Source organism: Roseovarius sp. D22-M7, assembly GCF_037083785.1.
Taxonomy (GTDB): Bacteria; Pseudomonadota; Alphaproteobacteria; order Rhodobacterales; family Rhodobacteraceae; genus Roseovarius.
The window spans coordinates 20,211-46,529 of the sequence record NZ_JBAPKY010000019.1 but is presented as its reverse complement, the minus strand read 5'-3'; the positions used below and the strand labels follow the sequence as shown (position 1 = coordinate 46,529).

The window sequence follows — 26,319 nt, the reverse complement described above, 5'->3', positions numbered from 1 at the left end:
GAAACGGAAAGGACAAGGCGTATGGAAATTGACACGGGACTGGAGCGCAAGTTCGCGCGGCTGGACGGCGCGGCGCTGAGCGTGAGCGAGGCGGGCCGGATCGAGGGCTATGCCAGCCTGTTCGATGCCCCCGACCAGGGCGGCGACGTGGTGGCCAAGGGCGCCTATGCCGCGAGCCTCAAGCGGCTGGCGGCCGAGGATCGCCGCGTCAAGATGCTGTGGCAGCACGACCCGGCGCAGCCCATCGGCATCTGGGACCAGGTGCGCGAGGATGCGCGTGGGCTCTATGTGACGGGGCGTCTGCTCGAAACCGTGGGGCGCGCCCGCGAAGCCTCGGCGCTGATCGCCGCGGGCGCCATCGACGGCCTCAGCATCGGCTACCGGACGCTGCGGGCGACGAAAAACGACAAGGGCCAGAGGCTCTTGCAGGAACTGGAGCTTTGGGAAGTGTCGCTGGTGACCTTCCCGATGCTGCCCAGTGCGCGGGTGGCCGCGAAGGGCGACAGCCCCGAGGCGGACGCTTTGCGCGAATTGGCGGCGGTCTTTGACGCCGCCCGCCGGGAGATAGCGCGGATGTAGCCCGCGCGACCAGACCAACCTGAAGGATGACCAAGATGACAACCCAAGCGCAGGCTCGGGCCGGGGAAGATCTGTCTCCGGCGGCAGAAATGAAAACCGCCGTGACGGGCTTCATGAACGAATTGAAGGACTTTCAGTCCGGGATCGACCGCAGGCTTCAACAGCAGGAAGAGAAGATGACCATGTTTGAACGCAAGACAATCGCCATGGCGCGCCCGCATCTGGCGGCCGCCGCGGACATCCACGCCCCGCACCGCAAGGCGTTCGACGCGTATTTGCGCGGCGGCGACGATGACGGGCTGCGCGGCCTGGAACTTGAGGGCAAGGCGCTCAACACCGCGGTGGCCGGCGATGGCGGCTACCTCGTGGATCCGCAGACCTCGGAGATGATCCACTCGGTCCTGAGCTCGACCGCCTCGATCCGCGCGGTGGCCAATGTGGTCGCAGTCGAGGCGACCAGTTTCGACGTGCTCGTCGATCACGCCGATGTCGGCCATGGCTGGGCCACCGAGACCGGCACGGTGACAGAGACCGATACACCCGTGATCGACCGCATCAGCATCCCGCTGCACGAGCTGAGCGCGCTGCCCAAGGCGTCTCAGCGTCTGCTGGACGACAGCGCGTTCGACGTCGAGGCGTGGCTTGCCGGCCGCATCGCCGACAAGTTCGCCCGTGCCGAGGCCGCGGCCTTTGTCGCCGGCGACGGCGTGGACAAGCCGCGCGGCTTTCTGGACCATCCGACGGTCGACAACGATGTCTGGACCTGGGGCAATATCGGCTACATCCCCACCGGCGCCAACGGCGACATCCCCGGTCCCGATCCGATCATCGACACGGTCTACGCGCTGGGCGCGCAGTACCGCGCCAATGCGACCTTCGTGATGAACTCGAAGACTGCCGGAACGATCCGCAAGATGAAGGATGCCGATGGCCGGTTCCTGTGGTCCGATGGTCTGGCGGCGGGCGAGCCGGCGCGTCTGCTGGGCTACCGCGTGCTGATCGCCGAGGACATGCCCGATATCGCCAGCGGGTCCGATGCCATCGCTTTCGGCGATTTCGGCGCGGGCTACACGGTGGCCGAGCGTCCCGATCTGCGGGTGCTGCGCGATCCCTACAGCGCCAAGCCGCATGTCCTGTTCTACGCGACCAAGCGGGTCGGCGGCGACGTGTCGGATTTCAAGGCGATCAAGCTGGTGCGGTTCGCCGTCGCGTAAGCGCCGGTGAGAGGGGCGGGGGTGTTTGGCCCTCGTCCCGGGGCGCGCGTGCAGCCCGCGAGAGGCGTTGTTCAGTCATCCCCCTCCGTCCGTGCAACGCCGGGTGGCGCGCGCCTCGACCACCGGAGGGGTCCGGGAGATTTGGAGAAGGTCCATGATGTTGATGGAAGAAACCGCGGTGCCCCTGGCCGCGCTGCCGCTGGCGGAATTCAAGGCGCATCTGCGGCTGGGGACGGGGTTTTCGGATGGCGACATCCAGGACCCGGTGCTGGAGAGTTTCCTGCGCGCCGCCCTTGCCGCGATCGAGGGGCGGACAGGAAAGGTCGTGCTGGAGCGCGATTTTTCCTGGGTGCTGAGTCGCTGGCGCGACGCCGAGGGCCAGGCGCTGCCGGTCGCGCCGGTGACCGAGATCCTCGCCCTGATCCTGCGCGACCGCAATGACGAGACCGAGATCGTCCCGCCCGCGCACTACCGTCTGGAGCGTGACGCGCATCGGCCCGTGCTGCGCCCGGCGGGCACCTTCCTGCCGTCGATCGCCTCGGGCGGCGTGGCAGAGATCGTGTTCCGCGCAGGATACGGCCCGGTATGGGGTGACGTGCCGCCGGACCTTGCGCAGGCGGTGCTGATGCTGGCGGCGCATTACTACGAGTACCGTCACGAGATGGGGCTGAGCGGCGGCTGCATGCCGTTCGGCGTCTCCAGCCTGATCGAGCGCTACCGGACGGTGCGGCTGCTCGGCGGGGGGGCGCGCTGATGGCGGCCCCGAGGCTCAACCGGCCGCTGGTGCTGGAGATCGCACAGCGCAGCCCCGACGGGGCCGGCGGGTTCACCGAGACATGGCTCGCGCGTGGCACGCTCTGGGCCGAGGTCGCGGCGCGCACCGGGCGCGAGACCGAAGCCGTGGCCCTCAGCGTCGGCCGCGCCGCGTTCCGGATCACCGTGCGCGCCGCCCCGCAGGGCAGCCCGCGCCGCCCGCAGGCCGGCCAGCGCCTGCGCGACGGGACGCGGATCTTTCGGATCCTGTCGGTGACCGAACAGGATCCGGCCGCGCGCTTCCTGACCTGCTGGGCCGAAGAAGAGGTGGTGACATGACCTACACCGTGGCCGCGAGCCTGCAAGAGGCGGTCTTCACGCGCCTGACATCGGACGTGGCGCTTGGCGCGCTGGTCGGGGCTGCGATCTTCGACGCGCTGCCCGGCGGGGCCGTGCCGCCGCTTTACGTCACGCTTGGTCCCGAAGAGGTGCGCGCGCGTGGCGACGGCAGCGCGGGCGGTGCCTGGCATCGCCTGACCGTGACCGTGGTCAGCGACGGGGCCGGGTTCCTGGAGGCCAAGCGCGTGGCCGCCGCGGTGAGCGATGCGCTGGACGGTGCGCAGATGAGCCTTGGCCACGGCAGCCTTGTGGGCGTGCAGTTCTGGCGTGCCCGCGCCCGACGCGAGACCGGCGGCGACCGTCGCCGGATCGACCTGATCTTTCGTGCGCGCGTCGATGACGGCGCCTAATCCCGACTTCATGGAGTGAGAGCAATGGCAGTGCAGAACGGCAAGGACCTGTTGATCAAGATCGATCTCAACGGCACCGGCAATTTCGAGACGGTGGCGGGGCTGCGCGCCACGCGCGTCAGCTTCAACGCCGAAAGCGTGGATGTCACAAGCCTTGATTCCGCCGGGGGCTGGCGCGAGTTGCTGGCCGGCGCGGGTGTCAAATCCGCCAATATCAGCGGATCCGGAATCTTTCGCGACGCGGCGAGCGACGCGCGCGCGCGGCAGATATTCTTTGACGGCGAGATGCCGGATTTCCAGGTGATTATCCCTGATTTCGGCACCATCGAGGGGCCGTTCCATGTCAGCGCGATCGAATATGGCGGCACGCATGACGGCGAGGCGACCTACGAGTTGTCGCTCGCCTCGGCCGGGCGCCTGATCTTCACGGCGCTGTGACCGGAATGGCCAATCCCTATGCAGGCGAGGTGGCGCTGGTGATCGACGGCGAGCGGCACGTGATGCGGCTGACCCTCGGGGCGCTCGCCGAGCTCGAGGCGACGCTGTCGCAGGGATCGCTGGTCGACCTGGTGGCGCGGTTCGAGGAGGGCGCGTTTTCCACCCGAGACGTGCTGGCGCTGATCGTGGCCGGGCTGCGCGGCGGGGGCTGGCGGGGCACGGCGGGGGATCTGCTGAGCGCCGAGATCGAGGGCGGACCGGTGGCGGCGGCCCGCGCCGCCGCCGAGGTGCTGGCACGGGCCTTTGCCCTGCCCGAGGCGGGCGCATGAGCGACCGCTTCGACTGGCCCGCATTGCTGCGCGCGGGGCTACAGGGCCTCGGGCTGAAACCGGCCGAGTTCTGGGCGCTGACCCCGGTGGAGCTGCGCCTGATGCTGGGCGAGCGCGAGGGCGTGCGGCCGATGGCCCGTGACGGGCTGGAGGCGCTGTTGCGCGCCTTTCCCGACGAACACGGCCCGACGAACATGGAGAGATGAGCGATGGAAGACCTGGAACGCGCCGACGAGCTTGAGGCGCAGATCACCGCACTGGATGACGCCATGGGGCAGGCCACCGGCATGGCCGCGGCCTTCAACGCCGAACTTGGCCGGGTGCGCGGCGGCTTCGCCACGGCCGGGCAGGACGTGCGCAGCCTCGAGCGCGGTCTGAGCCGCGGGCTGCGATCGGCGCTGCGCGGCGCGGTCGTCGAGGGCGACAGCCTGTCCGACAGCCTGCGGCGGATGGCGACGATCATGGTCAACTCGGCGTTCAACGACGCGACGCGCCCCGTGACCGATCAGCTTGGCGGGCTGATCTCGCAGGGGGTCGGTGGCCTTGTGCAGGGGCTGTTTCCCTTCGCCAAGGGCGCGCCGTTCTCGCAAGGCCGCGTTCAGCCCTTCGCCAATGGCGGCGTCGTCAGTGGCCCGGTCACGTTCCCGATGCGCGGCGGTACCGGCCTGATGGGCGAGGCCGGCCCCGAAGCGATCATGCCGCTCAGCCGCGGCCCGGACGGGCGGCTCGGGGTGCGCTCGCAGGGCGGTGGCGGTGTCAGCGTCGTGATGAATGTCAGCACCCCGGATGTCGAGGGCTTTCGCCGCAGCCAGGGCCAGATCGCCGCACAGCTCGGCCGCGTCATCGGACGCGGCGGGCGCAACCGCTGAAAGGAGCCCGGGACATGGGATTTCACGAGGTCAGATTTCCGGCGAGCCTGAGCTTCGGCTCGCTCGGCGGGCCGGAGCGGCTGACGGATATCGTCACGCTCGCCAACTGGTTCGAGGAGCGCAACACGCCCTGGTCGCAGGCGCGGCGGCGCTACGATGCGGGCGTCGCCCTGCGCAGTCTCGACGATATCGAGGCGCTGATCGCCTTCTTCGAGGCGCGGCGCGGCCAGCTTTACGGGTTCCGCTGGAAAGACTGGACCGATTACAAGTCGGGCCGCGCCAAGGCCGACCCCGATTACCGCGACCAGGACATCGCCGTTGGCGACGACGCCACGCTGAGCTTTCAACTGGTCAAGACGTACCGGTCGGGCGAGCAGGTGGCGGTGCGTCCCGTCGTGAAGCCCGTGCGCGGTACGGTGCGGGTCGGGCTGTCGAATGTCGAGATGCAAGAGGGCGTGCATTACAAGGTCGACGAGACCACCGGCCTCGTGACCTTCGTCGAGCCGCCGAACCGGGGTGTGGAGATCACCGCCGGGTACGAGTTCGACGTGCCGGTGCGCTTCGATACCGACCGCATCCAGACCAGCCTCGCCAGTTTCCAGGCCGGCGAGGTGCCCAACGTGCCGGTCGTGGAGATCCGGATATGAGCGGCCTGCTGACGCATCTGGAAACCGGCGCGACCACCACATGCCGGGCCTGGTCGCTGACCCGGCGCGACGGCGTGGTAATGGGGTTCACCGATCATGACCGGCTGTTGCGCTTCGACGGTGTCGATTTTCGCCCCGATACAGGTTTGACGGCGCTTGCCCTGCAGCAGACGACCGGTCTGTCGGTGGACAATACCGAGGCCCTCGGCGCGCTTTGCGACGCCGCGATCACCGAGGAGGATATCGAGGCGGGCCGCTATGACGGGGCGCAGCTGTGCGCCTGGCTGGTGAACTGGCAGGACGTGGACGCGCGCACGGTGCTTTTTCGCGGCACCATCGGCGAGTTGCGGCGGGCCGGTGGCGCGTTCGAGGCAGAACTGCGCGGGCTGACCGACGCACTCAACGTGCCGCTTGGCCGGGTCTACCAGAAGGCGTGCAGCGCGGTCCTGGGCGACCGCGCCTGCTCCTTCGATCTCGATACGCCGGGGTATGTGTCCGAGCGTGCGGCCGAGGAAGTCGTGGAGAACCGCGTCTTTCGGTTCGCCGAGATGGGCGGTTTTGCCGAGGACTGGTTTCGCAACGGCGTGGTCCGGGTGCAAGACGGGGCCGCCTCCGGGCTGGTCGGCCTGATCAAACGCGACCGTATGGATGGCGCGGGCCGGGTGATCGAGCTGTGGCATCCGCTGGGGGCAACGGTCGCGCCCGGCGATAGGCTGCGGATCCAGGCGGGCTGCGACAAGCGGATGGCGACCTGCCAGTTCAAGTTCGACAATCTGGCAAACTTCCAAGGATTTCCCGATATCCCGGGCGATGACTGGACGATCACTGATCCCACGAAATCGCAACGTCTCGATGGCGGGAGCCGCCGGCGATGAGCGCGCAGGGCGACCGCATCGTGACGGCGGCGCGGGGCTGGATCGGCACGCCTTATCGGCATCAGGCGGCCTGCCGGGGCGCAGGCTGCGATTGTCTGGGCCTTGTCCGCGGGGTCTGGCGCGAGGTCAGGGGGTCCGAGCCCGAGCGCCCGCCCGCCTATTCGATGGACTGGGCGGAACCCGCCCGGCAAGAGGTCCTGTGGAAGGCCGCGGCGCGGCATCTGGTCGGAAAGCCTGTGACTGACGAGGCGCGAGGCGACGTGATCCTGTTTCGGATGCGCGCGGGCTCGGTCGCCAAGCACCTGGGCATCGTGTCGGCCGCCGGCGAAGAGCCTACCTTCATTCACGCTTATTCGGGCCACGGCGTTGTCGAATGCGCGCTGAGCGCGCCCTGGCGGCGGCGCATCGTGGCGCGGTTCGCATTTCCCGAGGAGAGCTAAGTCATGGCAACCATTCTGTTATCGGCCGCAGGTGCCGCGGTCGGCGGGGCCGTGGGCGGCTCTGTCCTGGGCCTCTCGTCGGTGGTGATCGGACGCTTTGCCGGCGCCGTCATCGGCCGGTCGATCGACCAGCGCCTGCTGGGGCAGGGGTCCGAAGTGGTCGAGACCGGCCGCGTCAGCCGCCTGCGATTGACTGGCGCGGGCGAGGGCGACGCGATCCTGCAGGTCTACGGGCGCATGCGCGTCGGCGGCCAGGTGATCTGGGCCTCGGAATTCCGCGAGCGGGTGACCGTCACCGAAGGCCGCGGCGGCGGCAAGGGCAGCCCGCGCCCGGCGACACCCGACACGCGGCGGATCAGTTATTCGATCAGCCTCGCGCTTGCGCTTTGCGAGGGCGAGATCACACGCGTGGCGCGGGTCTGGGCGGATGGCACCGAGGTATCGCTTTCGGGGTTGGGCATCCGGGTCTATCCCGGCACGCGGGATCAGTTGCCTGATCCCCTGATCGAGGCCGTCGAGGGGGCGGGAAACGTACCTGCCTATCGTGGCACTGCCTATGTGGTGATCGAGGATCTCGACATCTCGCGCTTTGGAAATCGCGTGCCGCAGTTCAGTTTCGAGGTCTGCCGCCCGTCCCAGGACGATATCCCCGGGGCCGATCTCGATCCGGTTCGCGGCGTACGGGGAGTGGCGATGCTGCCGGGCAGCGGCGAATACGTGTTGGCCACCACGCCGGTCACCATGGATTTCGGCTTTGGCTCTAGCGGCATCTCCAATATCAACACGCCGTCGGAGCAGCCGGATTTCGTCACCTCGCTGGAGGCGCTGACGCAGGAATTGCCCGAATGCCGCGCGACCTCTCTGATCGTCGGCTGGTTCGGGACGGACCTGCGCTGTGCCGACTGCCGCATTCACCCGCGAGTCGAGCAAAAGCGGTTCGATGCCGGCAACATGCCATGGCAGGTCGCCGGTATTTCCCGCGCGCAGGCGGGCGAGGTTCCCAAGGATGCCGAGGGCCGCGAAGTCTATGGCGGCACGCCCGCCGATCAGGCGGTGATCGAGGCTATCCTCGCGCTTCAGGCGGCGGGGCAGGACGTGCTTTACTACCCGTTCATCCTGATGGAGCAGATGCAGGGCAATGACCTGCCCGATCCCTGGAGCGATGCGGCCGATCAGGCCGTTCTCCCGTGGCGCGGGCGCATCACGACCTCGAAGGCGCCGGAACAGCCGGGCAGCCCAGACGGCACGGCGGCGGCCGAGGCCGAGGTCGCGGCCTTCTTCGGCACCGCGAAGGCGTCGGATTTCACCGTCACGCCGATCGCCACGCAGCCCGTGGACCAGCCCGGCACGGGCGCGCTGGACCTGCTGAGTTTCGGCGGCTCGATCAAGCAGAGCCCGGTGGCCTATGACGGCCCGGACGAGTGGTCCTATCGCCGTTTCATCCTGCATCAGGCGGCGCTGTGTGCCGCCGTGGGCGGGGTCGAGGCGTTCTGCATCGGGTCTGAGATGCGCGGTCTCACGCAGATCCGCGGCGCGGGCAACAGCTTTCCGGCGGTCGCGCAGATGATCGACCTCGCGGCAGAGGTGCGCACGATCCTCGGCCTGGACGTCAAGATCAGCTATGCCGCTGACTGGTCGGAATATTTCGGCTATCAGCCCGGCGGCGGCGACCGGTTCTTTCACCTCGATCCGCTCTGGGCGGATGCGAATATCGATTTCATCGGGATCGACAATTACATGCCGCTGAGCGACTGGCGCGACGGGAATGACCATCTCGATTCGGGCCGGGCGCCGTCGATCCACGATCTGGGTTACCTGCAATCCAACATCGAGGGTGGCGAGGGCTATGACTGGTTCTATCCAACGGCGCAGGCGCGCGCGGCGCAACGCCGCGTGCCGATCACCGACGGGGCGCATGGCGAGCCGTGGGTCTTTCGCTACAAGGATCTGCGAAACTGGTGGCGGAACGCGCATTTCGAGCGGGTGGACGGCATGCGGCGCGCCGAGCCGACGGCGTGGGTGCCGCAATCCAAGCCGATCCGCTTTACCGAGTACGGCTGTGCGGCGGTCGACAAGGGCACCAACCAGCCCAACAAGTTCGTCGATCCGAAATCCTCGGAATCCAGCCTGCCGCATTTCTCGACCGGTCAGCGCGACCCGCTGATCCAGATGCAGTATCTGCGTGCCATGGCAGACTATTGGGGCGATCCCGCGCGCAATCCGATGTCGCAGGAATACGCGGGGCGGATGATCGACATGGATCATGCCTATGTCTGGGCGTGGGATGCGCGGCCCTATCCGTATTTTCCGGCCAACACCACGCTCTGGTCGGATGGCGAGAATTACGCGCGCGGGCACTGGATCACCGGCCGCGTGAGCGGGCGCCGGCTGGCCGACGTGATCGCCGAGATCTCTGGGCGCGCCGACTTGCACGACCTCGATACAGATGGCGCGCCGGGTTTCGTGCGCGGCTACCTCGTGGACCGGGTTGGCGAGGCGCGCGCCGCCCTGCAGCCGCTAATGCTGGCGCAGGGCGTGGACGCGATCGAGCGTTCGGGCGTCTTGCAATTCCGGCGCCGCGACGGGCAGGCGGATCAGGCGCTCGATCTGGCGACAGTGGTGCGCGACCCGGAACTGGGCGGCGTGATCGAACAGGCGCGCGGCTCGGACCTGGAGCTTGCGGGCCGCGTGCGGTTGCGGTTTCTCGAGGCCGACGGCGATTTCGAGGCGATCTCCGAAGAGGCGATCCTGCCTGACGAGGCAACGCATGCGGTCGCCATGTCCGAGATGCCGCTGGCGCTGACCCGGGCGGAGGGGCGGCAGCTTGTCGAACGCTGGCTGTCGGAGGCACGCGTCGCCGTCAACACCCTGCGCCTGACGCTGCCGCCGTCGCGGCTGGACATCGGCGCAGGCGATGTGATCGAACTGCCAAGGGATGCGGGCGGCGCGCGGTTCCGCATCGACCGCGTCGAGCAGATGGGCAACGCGCAGCGCGTCGATGCGGTGCGGATCGATCCCGAAAGCTATCGCCCGATCCTCGTGGAGGAGGCGCCCGCTCGGCTGCGTCCCTTCGTGGCGCCGGGTCCGGTGACGCCGCTTTTCCTCGATCTGCCGCTGATGAGCGGTGACGAGGTGCCGCACGCGCCGCATGTCGCGATCACCGCCGATCCCTGGCCGGGGACCGCGGCGATCTACTCCTCGGACGAGGATGCCGACTACCGGCTGAACACGCTGATCGCCGCGCGCAGCACGGTGGGGCTGACCGAGACGCCGCTTTTCCCTGCCCGCAGCGGTCTGGTGGATCGCGGCGACGGGCTGTTCGTGAAGATGCGATTTGGTACGCTGGAAAGCGTGAGCGAGGCCGCATTGCTGGGCGGCGCCAACCTGTGCGCGATCGGTGACGGCACACCCGGCGGGTGGGAGCTTTTTCAGTTCCGCGAGGCAGAGCTGGTGGCCCCCGACACCTACATCCTGCGCCACCGCTTGCGCGGTCAGTTGGGCACCGAGCACGCGGGGGCCACGGCATGGCCGGCCGGATCGATCCTCGTGCGTCTGGATGGCCTGCCGCAGCAGATCGAGCTCTCAGAGGCGCAGCGCGGTCAGGCGAGGCATTACCGGATCGGTCCGGGTGGCCGCGCCGTCGACGACCCTTCTTACCGCCACGCGGTGATCGCCTTCGAGGGTCTCGGACTGCGCCCCTATGCGCCGGTACATCTGCGCCTGGTAGAGACCGGCGGGGATCTGCGGATCACCTGGATCCGGCGCACGCGGATCGGCGGTGATCGCTGGGACACGCCCGAGGTACCGCTTGGCGAGGAACGCGAGAGCTATCTGGTGCGCGTAAGGCGCGGCGCGCAGGTGCTGCGCGAGGTGCTCGTCGACAGCCAAGGCTGGATCTATCCCGCCGCCGCGCGCGCCGCCGACGGGGCGGATGCGGGGAAGCGGATCGAGGTCGCGCAGATCTCGGCCGCGTTCGGGCCGGGCGTTTTCGCCGGGCGGGACCTGTAGGCTTCGTCGAAATCCGGGCCTGCCTGTTAGAAATGTAAAACGCCGTCCGGGGCTTGGTCCCGGACGGCGTTTCCCGTTCTCGATCGGAAGTATGCTCAGGCGGCGAGCGCACCCTTTGCCTGATCAACGATGGCCTCGAAGGCGGCGGGCTCTTGTACGGCCAGATCGGCCAGAACCTTGCGATCGACCTCGACCCCGGCCAGCGACAGACCATTGATGAAGCGCGAGTAGGTCAGCGTTTCATCATGTGCCCGCACGGCTGCGTTGATCCGCTGGATCCACAGGGCGCGGAAATTGCGCTTGCGGTTCTTGCGGTCGCGGGTGGCGTACTGGTTGGCCTTGTCGACGGCCTGCGCGGCCACCTTGAAGGTGTTCTTGCGGCGGCCGTAATAGCCTTTGGCGGCCGTCGTGACTTTCTTGTGCCGGGCGTGGGTGACCACACCCCCTTTGACGCGTGACATGTCTCAACTCCTCCCTGGGCTTAGCGTGCGTAGGGCATCATCGGCTTGATGATACCTTCGTCGGCTTTGCTGAGCGTGCTGGTGCCACGCGCGTTACGGATGAATTTGTTGGTGCGCTTGATCATGCCGTGCTGCTTGCCCGCCTGGGCCGCCACCACGCGGCCCGAGGCCGTCATCTTGAACCGCTTCTTGCAGCTCGACTTGGTCTTCATCTTGGGCATTTCCGGCTCCTTCATGGTCGGTTGGATCGCGGGCCTCGGCATGCCACATCGGGCCGGACCTGCGGAGATTGAGCACGCCTTATACGTCCTGCGCGGCGCGCATGCAAGGGGGCTGGGGCAATTGCGGGCCCGTCAGGTGATGTACCGGGCCATGACCGGGATCAGCACCCCCGGCACGTCCCAAAGGTTGTAGCCACCCGGCTTGATACTGACGGCCCAGACGATCAGCCTACCCGCACATATCGGCACGAATTACGCTGCCCGCGCTTGGCGCGCGTCCGAGAAGCCCGCCAGCAGTGACGGAACCGAGATCGCTGCCAGCACCGTTCCGATTGTCAGGGCGAGATCCGCGTCCATCGCATGCCCCGGATTGTTGCACTATCCAAGCATTACCCCGGATCGGTCGCGTAGATCAAACTTTCCTTGCAGGGGGCGACGCGCAGGATGTTCGTCGTGCCCGGGACGTTGAACGGGACCCCGGCGATCACCACGATCTGATCGGTTTCCTCGGCATAACCCTGCTCTCGCGCGGCTCCGACAGCGTCGATCACCGCCATCTTGAACCGGCTGAGTTCGCCGGTCATCACCGATTGCACGCCCCATGTCAGCGAGAGACGTCGCGCGGTGCCGCGCAGGCTGGTCATGCCGATGATCGGGACGCGCGGCCGCTCGCGCGCGGTGATCAGCGCTGTGGTGCCCGATTCGGTGTAGCAGCAGATCGCCTTGATATCGGTGGTCTCGGCGATCTCGCGAGCGGCGGCGACGATGGCATCGGCCACGCTCTGGCGGTCGGCGCGGCGGCTGGCCTCGATCACCTCGCGATAGGTGGGGTCGCTTTCCACCTCGCGCGCCACGTTGTCCATGGTGGTGACCGCCTCGACCGGGTAATCGCCGGCGGCGGATTCCGCCGACAGCATGATCGCGTCGGACCCCTCGTAGATCGCGGTGGCCACGTCGGACACCTCGGCGCGGGTCGGCATCGGCGATTCGATCATCGATTCGAGCATCTGCGTGGCGACGATAACCGGCTTGGCGACCGAGCGGCACTTGCGCACCAGCCGCTTCTGGATTGGCGGCACGTTCTGCACCGGCAATTCGACACCGAGATCGCCGCGCGCCACCATGATGCCGTCACTGACCGCGAGGATGTCGTCAAAGCAGTTCACCGCCGCGGGCTTCTCGATCTTCGACATGATCGCCGCGCGTCCCCGTGCAAGGGTGCGCCCCTCGTTCACGTCCTCGGGGCGCTGCACAAAGCTGAGTGCAAGCCAATCGACGCCGAGCTCGCAGACGAACTCGAGATCCTCGCGGTCCTTGTCCGAAAGCGCCGCGAACGGCAGCACCACGTCAGGCACGTTCACCCCCTTGTTGTTGGAGATGGTGCCACCGGCGATTACTTCGCAATTCGCGAAATCTTCCCCGCAATCTTGCACCCGTAAGCGGATCTTGCCGTCATTGACGAGCAGATCCGCGCCCGGTTTCAGCGCAGCGAATATTTCGTGGTGCGGCAGGCAGACACGGGACGTATCGCCCTCGGCCGGGTCGAGGTCGAGCCGGAAGGTCGCGCCCTCGACCAGCTCTTCCTCGCCGCGCGCGAAGGCGCCGACCCGCAGCTTGGGACCCTGAAGATCGGCGAGAATCGCGATCGGGCTATCAAGGTCCTCTTCGATCTGACGGATGATCCGGTGCCGCTCGGCAATGTCGGCATGTTTGCCGTGGCTCATGTTCAGGCGAAACACATCCGCGCCGGCCTCGTGCAGGGCGCGGATGGTGTCGTAATCCGAAGAGGCTGGGCCAAGCGTGGCCACGATCTTGACATTGCGGTGGCGTCTCATCTGTGCTCCTTCGTTTCGCGGTATGTGTTGTTAACGCTAACAGTAATCCCGGCCCGCGTATCGTGCAATTCACAATCCCACGCAACTGCCCTAGAGGGAAGACCAAAGGACATACGACCCCGATGATGTATCAGCCTTATGAAATCGAGGGCGCGGAGCGGCCGGCGCGATTTCTCGTGACATGCGATCACGCGGCCAATACCGTGCCGGACTTCGTCAACGGCGGTGGCCTCGGGCTCGCGGCGGCGGACATGGCGCGCCACATCGCCTATGACATCGGCGCGGCGGGGCTGGCGCGGGCCCTGGCCCGGGCGCTTGAGTGTCCGGCGATCCTGACTGATTTCTCGCGCCTGGTGATCGACCCCAATCGCGGCGAGGACGACCCGACGCTGGTGATGAAGCTATACGACGGCACGGTCATTCCCGCCAATCGCCATGTCGACGCCGACGATCTCGCGCGGCGGCTTAACCGGCTTTACCGACCCTATCACAGCGCGCTGGCAGAGCTGGCGGCGCGCCGCGAGGACACGGTGATCGTCTCGGTGCACAGTTTCACGCGGCAATTGCGCGGCCGTCCGCCACGGCCATGGCATATCGGACTGCTTTATGCCGCCGACACAAGGCTGGCCCTGCCATTGCTGGCGCGTCTGCGCCAAGAACCCGATCTCTGCATCGGCGAGAACCAGCCCTATGGCGGGCATCTGCCTAGCGATGCGATCGCGCGGCACGGCATCGCGTACGAGCGGCCCAATGTCCTGATCGAGATGCGCAACGACCTGATCGAGACGCCGCAGGCGCAGGCGGCCTGGGCCGCGCGGCTGGCGCCGATCCTGCAAGAGGTGGCAGACCGGGCCGGCGTCTGACGGGGGCTTGCGCACCGGGGCTCCGCGCCTCATCTTCAGAACAGATAAAGGAAAGAGATCATGGACGAGCACACCAGAACAGAGATCGAGGCGGCCGCGTTTCGTGCCCTGCGCGAACACCTGATGGACAAGCGCCCCGAGGTGCAGAACATCGACTTGATGAACCTCGCCGGCTTTTGCCGCAACTGCCTCAGCCGCTGGTACCAGGAGGCGGCGAACGCGCGCGGTATCGAGATGTCCAAGGACGAGGCGCGCGAAATATTCTACGGCATGCCCTACGACGACTGGAAGGCGCAGCAACAGAAAGCGGCCGACCCCGAGCAGCAGGCGGCCTTCCGCAAATCGTTTGCCGAGAACGTGGGCGAAGCCGACTAGAGCGTTCGCGCGATGCGACCGGCGGTCGCGGCAAGCGGCCGCCCCCGTTTCCCCTTGCGACGGCATCGCCTCGACATAAGGTGACGCCATGAACATCACCCTGCGACAACTTTCATATTTCAAGGCCTTGAGCGAGCAGCGCAATTTTGGCCGCGCGGCGCAAGCGGTGAACATCTCGCAGCCCGCGCTGTCGGTCCAGATCCGCGAGATGGAGGCGGCGCTTGGCGCGCAGCTGGTGGAACGGCGGGCGCGCGACATCGTGCTGACGCCGTTCGGCCGCCGCATCCTGGATCACGCGACGCGGGTGCTGACGGAAATGCAGTCTCTGTCCGAGGCCGCGCGCTGGCAGGATGGGCTGGCCGGTCGGCTGTCGCTGGGGATCATCCCGACGGTGGCGCCCTATATCCTGCCCGGTGTACTCGAGGCGCTGCGCAGCCGCGACATCTCGCTCGACGTGCGCGTCCGCGAGGCGCGCACCGATCAACTCGTGGCGGATGTGCAGGCAGGCCTGCTCGATGCGGCGGTGCTGGCGCTGCCGGTGCCCGGCGCGGGACTGCACGCGCAGGCCCTCTTCGCGGACCGGTTCCTCGTCGCGGGCACCACGACGCGGCTGGCCACGCTGGCCGACCGCGCAGACCGGCTGCGCCCGACCTCGCTGGCGCAGGATTCGCTTCTGCTGCTGGAGGACGGGCATTGCCTGACCGATCAGGCGCTCGAGGTCTGCGGGCGTGGACGCGGACATGCCCAGATCGACATGGGGGCCTCGTCGCTGGCCACGCTGTCGAGGCTTGTCGCGGCGGGGTTCGGGCTGACGCTGATGCCCGAGATCGCCGCGACGACCGAGGCGCGCGCGGCGCCGGGCCTTCAGGTGCAGCGTTTCGCGCCGCCCGAGCCCTACCGCGAGATCGCGCTCATCCGCCGCGAAAGCACTGAAACCGCGCTGTGGTTCGACGAGCTGTCCGACCTTTTGACGCAGGTGGGCACCGACCTGATCGACACGCTGTCCGCCGACGCCTCGCGGGACGCGCGCCCGTGATGCATCGAAGTGGCGGGTCCGGGTCCCGGTGCCGCGCGTGCGGGCTATCACTGGCAACCGGTCGCCCCTTGGACTATGTTCAGAGTGAAACGCAAAATCAGTCACGGAGGCCATTTCGTGCGCGACCTAAAACTGCCAGATCAACGTCACCCTGAAAAGGCGCATCGTCCGACCAACGCCCAACCCAAGAAACCCGACTGGATCCGCGTCAAGGCGCCGACGGGAAAGGGCTATTTCAAGACGAGCGAAATCATCCGCGAGCACAAGCTGGTGACGGTCTGCGAAGAGGCCGGTTGCCCCAATGCCGGCGAATGCTGGGCGCAGGGACACGCCACCATGATGATCATGGGCGAGATCTGCACGCGCGGCTGCACCTTCTGCAACGTGGCCACCGGCAAGCCGCAGACCCTCGACGCGTTCGAACCGGGGCGCGTCGCGGACGCGGTGCAGAAGCTGGGGCTCAATCACGTAGTGGTCACCTCGGTGGATCGCGACGATCTCGAAGATGGCGGGGCAGAGCATTTCGCCCAGACGATCCGGGCAATCCGGCACCGCGCGCCCGGCACCACGATCGAGATCCTCACGCCCGACTTCCTGCATTGCCCCGACGAGGTGCTCGAGGTCGTGGTGGCGGCCAAGCCGGACGTCTTCAATCACAACCTGGAGACGGTGCCGGGGCTTTATCCCGGGGTGCGGCCCGGCGCGCGGTATTTCCACTCGCTCCGGCTGTTGCAGCGTGTGAAGGAGATCGACCCGGCGACATTCACCAAATCGGGGATCATGGTCGGCCTCGGCGAGGACCGTTCGGCGGTGCATCAGGTGATGGACGACATGCGCGCGGCAGGCGTGGATTTCCTGACCATCGGGCAATACTTGCAGCCGACGCCGAAACACCACGCCGTGGACCGTTTCGTGCATCCCGACGAATTCGCGGCCTATGAAAAGGCAGCCTACGGCAAGGGCTTCCTGATGGTGTCGGCCACACCGCTGACGCGGTCAAGTTACCACGCCGGCGACGACTTCGCCCGACTGCAGGAAGCCCGCCGCGCGAGATATGCCTGAGGGTGTTTCAAGTGAATTTCTGGGTGCCGCGGCGGGAGTCCTCGGCACTCAGAAAGTCTCGGTCTGGGTACGTAACGCGTTAGCTTCCCCAGCTGCGGACCGGTCCGCAATCCATGTGGACGAAGTTGGAGCGCGAATAGCGTCCTACCCCGCCTGCGCGGCAGGCTAGCCCAGCGCGATAGATCTGGTTGACGCTGCGACTGCCCAGACGCAGATCCGCGGCCTCGCCCTTCAAATGACGCGAATTCTTCGCGACCCCACGCGAGCGGCTGCGCAGCATGGCGTTGGTCTTGGGGCTGCGATAGCCGCTGAGCAGCGTGTAAGGCTCGGTCGCATCCAGCAGATTATGGCTGGCCGCCATGATGTCGATGGTGCGGGGGTCGATCGTCCGCGCCTGTCCGGTACGCCAGTCCCGCATGAACAGCGTGATCTCGTTAAGAGCTTCGCGGATGTATTTGCCATCGATCCAGTAGATCGTGTCGATCCGCTCGCCGGTGCGTGGCGAGACCATGCGCAACCTGCGGATATCGCCCCCGCCTCGCAGGAAGCCTGCCGCATTGCCAAAGGTCGGTGCTGCCGAAACGGCCGTCGCCGCAAAGGCCATCAGAATTCCACGACGTGAAATTCCAGTCGAACTGAAGTCTTTCATGGTATGAAGCGCCTGTCCCGTCGCGTTACCTGCGACCGCTGTCTCGCGGCCTTGTGATTTGGCCCCCCAAAGGCATTTGCAATGTGACATATCGGGAATCATGAACCAAGCCCCCTTTTTGACCCTTTTCGGGCACCAAGATATTTCGGCAGAAATTCGCGCATTATCGGTTCTCCGTGGCTTTGCTGCACAAGATGTGCCGGTGGGCCCGCGCATTCACGCGGATTTGTCTAAGTTTGGCAGGAAATTCTTAGGGAAAAATTGATGCCGCCATGGTTTTTCGCGTTAATAAAGTGTTGAATGCATGTGATGATCTTGGAGAGATGACGATGCAGAACTTCCGTTTCGTGCTGGGTGCCCTGGCCGCAGTGGCACTGATCGTGGGGCTCGCCGCCAAGACCGATGCGGCCCCCGCGCAAGGTCAGGGCGCAGCCTTCCGCCAGGCGGTGGCAGAGGCCGCGTCTCAGGACCGCGATATCGCGGACTACTACCGTGACACGGAATATCGCCCGATCTGGACGGGCGAGGGCGATGTGGACCACGCGCGTCGCCAGGCGCTCGTAAAGGCGCTGTCGCATGCGGCGCGGCACGGCTTGCCAGAGGCGCGCTATGATCTCGAGGGGTTGATGACGCGGATGTCGCAGGTGCGGTCGTTGCGCGATCTGGGCGAGGTCGAGGTGGCGCTGACACGGGCCTATCTGGACTACGCCCGCGACATTGGGTCCGGCGTGCTGGTGCCAGGCCGCGTCGATTCCGGGATCAAGCGCAGGGTCACCCAGCGACCCGCGGCAGAGCATCTTGACGCGTTGCGCACGGGCGCGCCGCACCGCGTGCTGCGATCACTGCCCCCGCAGACCAATGAATACGCGCGCCTGATGAAGGAAAAGCTGCGCCTTGAACGGCTGATCGTGGCGGGCGGCTGGGGCCACGTCGTGCCCGCGCAAACCATCAAGCCCGGAGACCGCGGCGCGGCCGTGATCGCGCTGCGCGACCGGCTCTCGGCCATGGGCTATCTCGGGCGCAGCGCGAGCGGCGTCTATGACGACCGCTTGCAGGAGGCGGTGCGCGCCTTTCAGCGCGGGCACGGGCTGTCGACGGACGGCATTGCCGGACCCGCGACGATCGGCGCGCTCAACCGCCCCGCGCGTGCCCGGCTCGAATCCGTGATCGTGGCGATGGAGCGCGAACGCTGGCTGCCGCGGGATCGGGGCCGGCGCCACATCCTTGTCAATCTCGCCGATTTCAGCGCGCGCATCCTCGACGACGACACCGTGACCTTCCGAACCCGCGCGGTGATCGGCAAGAACAGCAGCGGCCGCCGCAGCCCGGAATTTTCCGACGAGATGGACCACATGGTGATCAATCCCACCTGGCACGTGCCGCGGTCGATCACCGTCAAGGAGTACCTTCCGAAATTGCAGCGGAACCCGAACGCGGTGTCGCATCTCAAGCTCTACACGCGGGACGGGCGCGAGGTGAACCGGGCGGTGGTCGATTTCACGGCCTACAACGCGGGAAACTTTCCGCTGGTGATGAAGCAGCCGCCCTCGACGCGAAACGCGCTTGGGCTGGTGAAATTCATGTTTCCCAACAAGTACAACATCTACCTGCATGATACGCCCGAAAAGGCCCTGTTCGGGCGGGAAACTAGGGCGTTCAGCCATGGTTGCATACGCCTGCAGGACCCGTTCGAGTTTGCCTACGAGCTTTTGTCGCGGCAAGAGGCGGATCCAAGGGACTTCTTTCATTCGGTACTGAACACCGGCCGCGAGAGCTACGTGCGCCTCGACGACCCGGTGCCCGTGCATATCGTCTACCGCACCGCCGTCACTCAGGCGCGGGGGGCGACCGAGTATCGCGACGATGTCTACGGGCGGGACGCGCGCATCTGGGATGCGCTCAAAAGGGCCGGGGTGTCACGTGACCAGGTCCGCAGCTGACACCGCCCCACTTTCTGACCGATGCGTGGCGCGCTGCCCGCGCATCGCGTGATCTTGCCAGGAAACAGCGCCGGGCGGTAGTGTACCCCCGGGTGGAGAAACCTTTCGACGGCGACCCGTTCTCCCGAGGTACCAAGGCTTTAGCGGCATTTGAAAATTGTGCGACCATGTGTCGAAGTTTCAAGAAACCGTTACGGGGCTGACGCAAAAGGCCTGCAACGCCGCGTGCGCGGTGAGCAAGACAGCATGAGAAAGACCGCACCATGAGCAGTACCAAGGACCGGGTGATCGAAATCATCGCTGAACAGGCGGTGCTGGAGCCGTCGGATGTCACCCTCGACAGCACCCTGGAGGATCTGGGGATCGACAGCCTCGGGCTTGTCGAAAGCATCTTCGCGATCGAGGAAGAGTTCGACATCTCGGTGCCCTTCAACGCCAACGAGCCATCGAAAAGCGATTTCGACATCTCTTCGGTGCGTTCCATCGTGGCGGGAATAGATCGCCTGATCGCGGAGCAGTCTTGAAGCGCGTCGTCATCACCGGGGCCGGTACGATCAATGCCTTGGGCGCGGATGTGCCCGCCACGCTCGAGGCGATGCGCGAAGGGCGCTGCGGCATCGACGACCTGGAGTTTCCGGATGTCGACCGCCTGTCGATCCGGATAGGTGCGCAGGTCAAGGATTACGCTGCGGAGGCGCAGTTCAACCGCCAGCAGCTGGCGCTTTACGACCGTTTCACCCAATTCACCCTGATCGCCGCCCGCGAGGCCATCGCGCAGTCGGGGCTGGACTTCACCGGCGAACTCGCGGCGCGCGCCGGCGTGATCCTGGGCAATTCCGGCGGTGGCATGACCACGCTCGACGAGAATTACCGTTCGGTCTACGAGGAGGGCAAGAACCGCGTGCATCCCTTCGTGGTGCCAAAGCTGATGAACAACGCCGCCGCGTCGCACCTGTCGATGTCGTTCAACCTCAAGGGCCCCACGTTCACCGTCTCGACCGCCTGCGCCTCGTCCAACCACGCCATGGCGCAGGCCTTTCAGATGGTGCATGGCGGGATCACCCCGGTGATGGTCACCGGCGGGTCGGAATCGATGCTGTGTTTCGGGGGCGTCAAGGCGTGGGAAGGGCTGCGCGTGATGTCGCGCGATGCCTGCCGCCCGTTCTCGGCCAATCGCAATGGGATGGTGCAGGGCGAAGGCGCCGCGATCTTCGTGTTCGAGGAGTTCGAGCATGCTCGCCGGCGCGGCGCCGACATCCTCGCCGAGGTCGCCGGCTTCGCCATGACCTCGGACGCGTCCGACATCGTCATGCCGTCCAAGCAGGGCGCGGCGCGCGCCATCGCGGGCGCCTTGCGTGACGCCCGCATCGACCAGGCCGAGGTCGGCTATATCAACGCGCATGGCACCGGCACCTCGGCCAACGACAAGACCGAATGCGCCGCCGTCGCCGACGTGTTCGGATCGCATGCGGACCGGCTGATGATCTCGTCGACGAAATCCATGCACGCGCATCTGATCGGCGGTACGGGGGCGGTGGAATTGCTGGCCTGCATCATGGCGCTGCGCGACGGGGTGATCGCACCCACCATCGGCTACGAGGAGCCGGACCCGGAATGCGCGCTCGACGTGGTGCCGAACGAGGCGCGCGAGGCGCGGGTCGAGGTGGCGCTGTCGAACGCGTTCGCCTTCGGCGGGCTCAACGCGGTTCTGGCGCTGCGCCGCTTCGCCTGACACTAAGCGGTCCCGCGGCCAGGCTATTGCCACGGGACCGTGCCGTCTCAGTTCGTTAGTTCAGAGGCGGCCTCGTAGGCTGCGGTGAACCCGGCAAGCGACGCGTCGATTTGCACCGTCTGGTCCGGCGCCTGCGCCGGCACGATTTCCAGCGTCGCCGTCACCCCGCGCTTGAGCGCGTCGACATCCGCCTGGGTCAGCCCGATACGGGCGAAACACCCGCCCATCGTGCAGAACGAATAGGCATAGCTCTTGGCCTTGCCGCCATCGACCGACAGCTTGATTTCCTCGGTCAGCAGCGTGCCGAGCGGTGCGGCGATGGTCGCCCCGGCCACCACGTTGCCGGCATTGGACAGCTTGTAGAGGCTGAATTCGGCCACCGGGTTGCCGCCTTCCTCGGTCAGAAGCTGGTACATCTGGCACAGGTCCTCCTCGGTCCCGGTGCGGAAACATTTGATCTGCCAGTCTTCGTAGGTCTCCTTGATGTAGGATTCCTCTTCGTCCTGCTGCACCTCCCGGCCTGTATCGAGGCCCTGGACCGGGTCGGGGCGCGCCCCCTCGTCCTGGGCCGCCTCGTCCGGGGCCGTTTCGGCCGCGTCTTCGGTCTCTGCCGCGCCGTCTGTTTGGGGCGTCGCCTCTTGTGCGCCGGCGGCTGTGGCGAACGCGAAAAGCGCGGCGACGGACAGGCTGGAAAGGGTGTTGGACATTGGTTCCTCATCACGGGTTCTGTTAATGCTATGGAGCATTTATCATGGCTCTGTCCGACTGTCAGGCGCAAATCTCGGCCTGCCGGGCCGGTGGGGCTGAGGTTGCCGAGATGTCGACGAGACAAAAAGAAAGAGGCCATGCGGCCCCTTTCCTCTGCTCCCTGTCGGACTGGCCGACTTATCGATTGACGTGACGATAGAACACCGGATGCAGGCGCGTCAACAAAGGCCCGGGCTCAATCGACGCGAAAAAAGACCGCACCGTTGCCGGCGCGGCCAGTCTTACAGGGAGGAAATGCCCGGAACCCAAGGACGCAGGCCGCGGACACGATCTCACCATGCATCGAAAGGGTTAAGATTTTCTTCTCCATCCGTGACGATGCCCGGAATCTCATATCGATGTCGCGGCCAGCTCGATGCGCAAGGCGTCCTGCATCGCTTCGGCATGGTGCAGTCTGGCCTGTTTCATGTCGCGATGCTCCACCCGGATCAGCGCCTCGATCCCGAGAAAGAACGGCAGCGTGCGGCGCCTCTCGGTCTCGGTCAGCGCAAAGGTTTCGACAAAGGCCGTGATGCCGTCGGCATCCACGCCGAACGCGCGTTTCGACGACGGGATCATGCCGCGGCGGCCCATATGCACCAGGAAGCGCGCGATATCCTTGCAGACGGGCAGGCGCGCCGATCCGCCCAGATCGATGCCGGTGAGCCGGTCCGCCGCGCGCATCAGGTTGTTGGGATGAAAATCGCCGTGGCAGATCGCCATGCGCCAGTCCACGCCGTCGAGGCGCGCGGCAAGCCGGCGCAGATGGACGAGGATCTGGGTCTCGATCTCCTGCAGGCGGGCGTGCGGCTGGGTCTGCGCGGCGCGCTCGGCCCGGGCCAGCCAGCCCGCCGGGTTGGCCTTGTGCCAGCTTTCGGTGACATCGCTGTAGCGCCGCAACCAGGTCGCGGCCTCGGGCAGATGCGCGGCGCGGCTTTCCGGCGGGCTTTGCCACAGATGCGCCAGCAGGGGCGTGCCCGGCACCCGCTCCACCGCCATCAGCCCGATCTCGGGCAGGTGCAGGTAGGGTTCGGGGACGCGGTAACGCCTGTACTGCATATGTGGCCAGATCCGCGTGGCCTCGCGCCATTCGCGCGCCAGCAGATCGGAGGCGTGCGGCGGCGCCAGCCGGAACACCGCCGGGCGGCCCTGCCAGTGCCCGGCCAGCACCGCCCGCTTGCCCCGCACGTGGCGCATCACCGCGTCGATCCCGGCGTCGTCCAGCGCGGGCACCGCGGCGCGCGCCGTGTCAAGCCACGCCTGCAGCGCGTCGTAATCGGGCGTGTCCGCCGCGAGGGGGAAATGGAAACCGGACATGGTATGCCCTATGTCCGCGAGGCTGCAAATCGCGTCAACCGAATTGAACCTCGCCGGCGCCCTGTCTATGCTGGCCGAGCAATTCAGCAACAGGACCGCATGATGCCCGATACACCCGTGAGCGAACTGACCTTTGAGCAGGCGATGCAGGAACTCGAACAGGTCGTTGGCCGGCTGGAGCGGGGCGACGTGGCGCTCGACGAGTCGATCGCGCTTTACGCGCGCGGGGCGGAACTGAAGAAACGCTGCGAGACCAAGCTCAAGGAAGCCGAGGAGAAGGTCGCGGCGATCACGCTCGACAGTGAAGGCCAGCCCACCGGCACCCAGCCCGTCTCGAGCGACTGACGCGATGCAGGACCGTCTCGCCGCCGACGCAGGCCGCATCGAGGCCCATCTCGATCGCGTGTTCGGCGCCTATCCCGTGGGCCCGGTGACCGAGGGGATGCGCTACGCCACGCGCGGCGGCAAGCGCATCCGCGGCTTTCTGGTGATGGAAAGCGCGCGCCTTCACGGCATATCCGGCGAGGCGGCCATCTGGCCCGCCTGCGCGATCGAGGCGCTGCACGCCTACAGCCTCGTGCATGACGATCTGCCGGCGATGGACGATGACGACATCCGGCGCGGGCAGCCCACCGTGCATGTCCGCTGGGACGAGGCGACGGCGATCCTCGTAGGCGACGCGCTGCAATCGCTGGCCTTCGAGATGACCAGCGATCCGCAAAGCGGGCTGAGCGACGCGGCACGGGCCGAGCTTGTCCACACCCTCGCCCGGGCCGCGGGCGGGCAGGGCATGGTGCTGGGTCAGGCGCGCGACATCGCCGCCGAGAACGCCACGACGCCGCTGACGCTCGACGAGATCACGGTGCTGCAATCGGGCAAGACCGGCGCGCTGATCGAATGGGCGGCGACCGCCGGCGCGCGCATGGCCGGGGCCGATTCCGCGCCGCTTCGGGCCTATGCAACTGCGCTTGGCCAGGCGTTCCAGATCCAGGACGACCTGATCGACGTGACGGGCAGCGCGGCCGCGGTCGGCAAGGCCGTGGGCAAGGACGCGGCGGCCGGAAAGGCCACCTTCGTGTCGCTTCTTGGGCTCGAGGGCGCGAAAACCCGGGCCGCGACCCTTGTTGATACGGCTTGTGACGCTCTATCTTGTTATCAAGACAATGCCGCGAACTTACGCGATCTTGCCCGTTTCGTGATCTCGCGCCAGACCTAGCCAGCATCCCCGAAGGAGGGGCGACGCCATGCCAGACCGTCCGCACACACCGCTGCTCGATCAGGTCAGCAGTCCCGCCGACCTCAAGCGGCTGAGCGACGGCCAGTTGGACGCGCTTGCCCACGAGTTGCGGACCGCGACCATCTCGGCCGTGTCGCAAACCGGCGGGCATCTGGGGGCGGGCCTCGGCGTGGTGGAGCTGACCGTGGCCCTGCATCACGTTTTCGACGCGCCGCGCGACAAGATCATCTGGGACGTGTCGCATCAAAGCTACCCGCACAAGATCCTCACCGGGCGGCGCGACCGGATGCCGACGATCCGCCAGAAGGGTGGGCTGTCGGGTTTCACCAAACGGTCCGAATCGCCCTATGATCCGTTCGGGGCCGCGCATTCGTCGACGTCGATCAGCGCAGCGCTCGGCTTTGCGGTGGCGCGCGATCTGGGCGGGGCGTGCCCCACAGGGCATGGCGACGCGATCGCGGTGATCGGCGACGGCGCGATGAGCGCCGGCATGGCCTTTGAGGCGATGAATAACGCGGGCCACCTCGGCAAGCGCCTGATCGTCATTCTCAACGATAACGAGATGTCCATCGCACCGCCCGTGGGTGCGCTTTCCGCTTACCTGTCAAGGCTTTACGCGGGCGAGCCGTTCCAGGAATTCAAGGCCGCCGCGAAGGGCGCGATCTCGCTTCTGCCGCTACCGTTTCAGGACGGGGCGCGGCGCGCCAAGGACATGCTGAAAGGGCTGACCGTCGGCGGCACGCTGTTCGAGGAGTTGGGCTTTTCCTATGTCGGCCCCATCGACGGGCATGACATGGACCAGCTTCTGCCGGTGCTGCGCACCGTCAAGGCGCGCGCGACGGGGCCAATCCTGATCCACGTGCTGACCAAGAAGGGCAAGGGCTATGCCCCTGCCGAGCATGCCAGCGATGGCGGCCATGCCACCGCGAAATTCGATCTGGTCACCGGCGAGCAGAAAAAGGCCAAGTCCAACGCGCCGAGCTACACCAAGGTCTTTGCCGGCGCGCTGCTCGATCAGGCCTCGCGCGACGACCGCATCTGCGCGATCACCGCGGCGATGCCTGACGGGACGGGCCTCGATCTCTTCGGCGAGCGGCACCCGTCGCGCTGTTTCGACGTCGGCATCGCCGAGCAGCACGCGGTGACCTTTTCCGCCGGTCTGGCGGCGGGCGGGATGAAGCCCTTCTGCGCGCTGTATTCCACGTTCCTGCAGCGCGGCTTCGACCAGGTGGTGCATGACGTTGCGATCCAGCGCTTGCCGGTGCGCTTCGCCATCGACCGTGCGGGGCTGGTCGGGGCCGACGGGGCCACCCATGCTGGCAGCTTCGACATCGCTTTTCTGTCTAATCTTCCGGGGTTTACGGTGATGGCCGCCGCCGACGAGGCCGAGCTTGTGCACATGGTCGCCACTGCCGCGGCGCATGATGAGGGGCCCATCGCCTTTCGCTACCCGCGCGGCGAGGGGGCGGGGGTCACTATGCCGGAACGCGGCGTGCCGCTGGAGATCGGCAAGGGCCGGATCGTGCAGGAAGGATCGCGCGTCGCGATCCTGTCCTATGGCACAAGGCTGGCAGAGGTCATGAAGGCCTCGGAAGCCTTGCGGGCGCGCGGGATCACGCCGACGGTGGCCGATGCGCGCTTTGCCAAGCCGCTGGATGAAGCGCTGATCCTCGATCTCGTGGCGCGGCATGAGGCGCTGATCACCATCGAGGAGGGCGCGATCGGCGGATTTGGCAGCCATGTCAGCCACTTGCTGGCCGAGAACGAGGTCTTCGACAAGGGCTTCCGGTTCCGGTCGATGGTGCTGCCGGACATCTTCATCGACCAGGCGAGCCCTGCCGACATGTATGCCGCCGCGCGCTTGGGTGCCGCCGATATCGAAGCGCGAGTTCTCGATATCCTCGACATCGCGCAGGTGCGGGACAAGCGCGCCTGAATATGCT

At 66.8% G+C, this 26,319-nt stretch carries 29 protein-coding genes; 23 read left to right on the top strand and 6 right to left on the bottom strand.

Annotated elements, in window-relative coordinates; genetic code table 11:
• Positions 1-21: 21 nt before the first annotated feature.
• The 13 genes from V8324_RS10510 to V8324_RS10450 all read left to right on the top strand — a co-directional run bounded on the left by V8324_RS10510 (position 22) and on the right by V8324_RS10450 (position 10,901).
• Entirely contained in the window at positions 22-579 is a 558-nt protein-coding gene (locus V8324_RS10510) for an HK97 family phage prohead protease (RefSeq protein ID WP_336419889.1), read from the top strand.
• 26 nt (positions 580-605) lie between these two features.
• Positions 606-1,793: a phage major capsid protein gene (locus V8324_RS10505; RefSeq protein WP_336419888.1), complete on the top strand. Its 1,188-nt coding sequence runs from the start codon at positions 606-608 to the stop codon at positions 1,791-1,793.
• 154 nt (positions 1,794-1,947) lie between these two features.
• Entirely contained in the window at positions 1,948-2,547 is a 600-nt protein-coding gene (locus V8324_RS10500; RefSeq protein WP_336419887.1) for a head-tail connector protein, read from the top strand.
• The gene (locus V8324_RS10495) at positions 2,547-2,885 is read left to right on the top strand and encodes a head-tail adaptor protein (protein ID WP_336419886.1); all 339 of its coding nucleotides are present in this window, start codon (positions 2,547-2,549) and stop codon (positions 2,883-2,885) included. Before V8324_RS10500 ends, V8324_RS10495 begins: the two co-directional genes overlap by 1 nt.
• Entirely contained in the window at positions 2,882-3,295 is a 414-nt protein-coding gene (locus V8324_RS10490) for a DUF3168 domain-containing protein (protein WP_336419885.1), read from the top strand. The genes V8324_RS10495 and V8324_RS10490 overlap by 4 nt, the downstream gene beginning before the upstream one ends.
• A gap of 24 nt (positions 3,296-3,319) precedes the next feature.
• Positions 3,320-3,733, top strand: a complete 414-nt coding sequence (locus tag V8324_RS10485; protein WP_336419884.1) for a phage major tail protein, TP901-1 family — start codon at positions 3,320-3,322, stop codon at positions 3,731-3,733.
• A 5-nt stretch (positions 3,734-3,738) separates the two neighbouring features.
• Complete coding sequence (locus V8324_RS10480; RefSeq protein ID WP_336419883.1) at positions 3,739-4,062, top strand: gene transfer agent family protein; 324 nt, start codon at positions 3,739-3,741, stop codon at positions 4,060-4,062.
• On the top strand, positions 4,059-4,268 hold the full coding sequence (locus tag V8324_RS10475; RefSeq protein ID WP_336419882.1) for a rcc01693 family protein: 210 nt from the start codon (positions 4,059-4,061) through the stop codon (positions 4,266-4,268). The genes V8324_RS10480 and V8324_RS10475 overlap by 4 nt, the downstream gene beginning before the upstream one ends.
• Positions 4,269-4,271: 3 nt before the next feature.
• Positions 4,272-4,931: a phage tail tape measure protein gene (locus V8324_RS10470; RefSeq protein ID WP_336419881.1), complete on the top strand. Its 660-nt coding sequence runs from the start codon at positions 4,272-4,274 to the stop codon at positions 4,929-4,931.
• A gap of 14 nt (positions 4,932-4,945) precedes the next feature.
• Positions 4,946-5,578, top strand: coding sequence for a DUF2460 domain-containing protein (locus V8324_RS10465; protein ID WP_336419880.1), 633 nt, complete (start codon positions 4,946-4,948; stop codon positions 5,576-5,578).
• Positions 5,575-6,453, top strand: coding sequence for a DUF2163 domain-containing protein (locus tag V8324_RS10460; protein WP_336419879.1), 879 nt, complete (start codon positions 5,575-5,577; stop codon positions 6,451-6,453). The genes V8324_RS10465 and V8324_RS10460 overlap by 4 nt, the downstream gene beginning before the upstream one ends.
• Positions 6,450-6,893 (top strand): NlpC/P60 family protein, encoded by a 444-nt coding sequence (locus V8324_RS10455; RefSeq protein WP_336419878.1) that lies wholly within the window; start codon positions 6,450-6,452, stop codon positions 6,891-6,893. Before V8324_RS10460 ends, V8324_RS10455 begins: the two co-directional genes overlap by 4 nt.
• 3 nt (positions 6,894-6,896) lie before the next feature.
• Positions 6,897-10,901, top strand: coding sequence for a baseplate multidomain protein megatron (locus V8324_RS10450; protein ID WP_336419877.1), 4,005 nt, complete (start codon positions 6,897-6,899; stop codon positions 10,899-10,901).
• A 95-nt stretch (positions 10,902-10,996) separates the two neighbouring features.
• Here V8324_RS10450 and rplT read toward each other — a convergent pair whose 3' ends face one another.
• From rplT to pyk, 3 genes are all read right to left on the bottom strand, one after another.
• Positions 10,997-11,362, bottom strand: a complete 366-nt coding sequence (gene rplT / locus V8324_RS10445; RefSeq protein ID WP_336419876.1) for a 50S ribosomal protein L20 — start codon at positions 11,360-11,362, stop codon at positions 10,997-10,999.
• Between the two features lie 20 nt (positions 11,363-11,382).
• Positions 11,383-11,583 (bottom strand): 50S ribosomal protein L35, encoded by a 201-nt coding sequence (gene rpmI / locus V8324_RS10440; protein WP_336419875.1) that lies wholly within the window; start codon positions 11,581-11,583, stop codon positions 11,383-11,385.
• Between the two features lie 389 nt (positions 11,584-11,972).
• Positions 11,973-13,418 (bottom strand): pyruvate kinase, encoded by a 1,446-nt coding sequence (gene pyk / locus V8324_RS10435; protein ID WP_336419874.1) that lies wholly within the window; start codon positions 13,416-13,418, stop codon positions 11,973-11,975.
• A 122-nt stretch (positions 13,419-13,540) separates the two neighbouring features.
• Here pyk and V8324_RS10430 point away from each other — a divergent pair, with 122 nt between their 5' ends.
• From V8324_RS10430 to lipA, 4 genes are all read left to right on the top strand, one after another.
• A complete protein-coding gene (locus V8324_RS10430) occupies positions 13,541-14,281 on the top strand; it encodes an N-formylglutamate amidohydrolase (protein ID WP_336419873.1) in 741 nt (246 codons plus the stop codon).
• Positions 14,282-14,341: 60 nt separating this feature from the next.
• The gene (locus V8324_RS10425) at positions 14,342-14,656 is read left to right on the top strand and encodes a DUF1244 domain-containing protein (protein ID WP_336419872.1); all 315 of its coding nucleotides are present in this window, start codon (positions 14,342-14,344) and stop codon (positions 14,654-14,656) included.
• Between the two features lie 88 nt (positions 14,657-14,744).
• Positions 14,745-15,692: a hydrogen peroxide-inducible genes activator gene (locus tag V8324_RS10420; protein WP_336419871.1), complete on the top strand. Its 948-nt coding sequence runs from the start codon at positions 14,745-14,747 to the stop codon at positions 15,690-15,692.
• Between the two features lie 117 nt (positions 15,693-15,809).
• Entirely contained in the window at positions 15,810-16,754 is a 945-nt protein-coding gene (lipA, locus tag V8324_RS10415) for a lipoyl synthase (protein WP_336419870.1), read from the top strand.
• A gap of 79 nt (positions 16,755-16,833) precedes the next feature.
• Here the strand turns inward: lipA and V8324_RS10410 are convergent, their stop codons facing one another.
• Positions 16,834-17,403: a YcbK family protein gene (locus V8324_RS10410; protein WP_336419869.1), complete on the bottom strand. Its 570-nt coding sequence runs from the start codon at positions 17,401-17,403 to the stop codon at positions 16,834-16,836.
• A gap of 323 nt (positions 17,404-17,726) precedes the next feature.
• Here V8324_RS10410 and V8324_RS10405 point away from each other — a divergent pair, with 323 nt between their 5' ends.
• The 3 genes from V8324_RS10405 to V8324_RS10395 all read left to right on the top strand — a co-directional run bounded on the left by V8324_RS10405 (position 17,727) and on the right by V8324_RS10395 (position 21,075).
• A complete protein-coding gene (locus tag V8324_RS10405) occupies positions 17,727-19,343 on the top strand; it encodes a L,D-transpeptidase family protein (protein WP_336419868.1) in 1,617 nt (538 codons plus the stop codon).
• A 263-nt stretch (positions 19,344-19,606) separates the two neighbouring features.
• The gene (locus V8324_RS10400; protein ID WP_336419867.1) at positions 19,607-19,867 is read left to right on the top strand and encodes an acyl carrier protein; all 261 of its coding nucleotides are present in this window, start codon (positions 19,607-19,609) and stop codon (positions 19,865-19,867) included.
• Entirely contained in the window at positions 19,864-21,075 is a 1,212-nt protein-coding gene (locus tag V8324_RS10395; RefSeq protein WP_336419866.1) for a beta-ketoacyl-[acyl-carrier-protein] synthase family protein, read from the top strand. Before V8324_RS10400 ends, V8324_RS10395 begins: the two co-directional genes overlap by 4 nt.
• 47 nt (positions 21,076-21,122) lie before the next feature.
• On the opposite strand, the gene V8324_RS10390 is transcribed toward V8324_RS10395, so the two are convergent.
• Positions 21,123-21,782 carry an invasion associated locus B family protein gene (locus V8324_RS10390; protein WP_336419865.1) on the bottom strand — a complete coding sequence of 220 codons (660 nt, stop codon included), beginning with the start codon at positions 21,780-21,782 and terminating at the stop codon, positions 21,123-21,125.
• A 391-nt stretch (positions 21,783-22,173) separates the two neighbouring features.
• Positions 22,174-23,139, bottom strand: coding sequence for a phosphotransferase (locus tag V8324_RS10385; RefSeq protein WP_336419864.1), 966 nt, complete (start codon positions 23,137-23,139; stop codon positions 22,174-22,176).
• Between the two features lie 102 nt (positions 23,140-23,241).
• Here V8324_RS10385 and V8324_RS10380 point away from each other — a divergent pair, with 102 nt between their 5' ends.
• The 3 genes from V8324_RS10380 to dxs are packed head-to-tail and all read left to right on the top strand — an operon-like array spanning position 23,242 to position 26,312.
• Complete coding sequence (locus tag V8324_RS10380) at positions 23,242-23,484, top strand: exodeoxyribonuclease VII small subunit (RefSeq protein WP_336419863.1); 243 nt, start codon at positions 23,242-23,244, stop codon at positions 23,482-23,484.
• A 4-nt stretch (positions 23,485-23,488) separates the two neighbouring features.
• The gene (locus tag V8324_RS10375; protein WP_336419862.1) at positions 23,489-24,355 is read left to right on the top strand and encodes a polyprenyl synthetase family protein; all 867 of its coding nucleotides are present in this window, start codon (positions 23,489-23,491) and stop codon (positions 24,353-24,355) included.
• A 28-nt stretch (positions 24,356-24,383) separates the two neighbouring features.
• Positions 24,384-26,312: a 1-deoxy-D-xylulose-5-phosphate synthase gene (gene dxs / locus V8324_RS10370; protein ID WP_336419861.1), complete on the top strand. Its 1,929-nt coding sequence runs from the start codon at positions 24,384-24,386 to the stop codon at positions 26,310-26,312.
• The last annotated feature ends 7 nt before the right edge of the window (positions 26,313-26,319 follow it).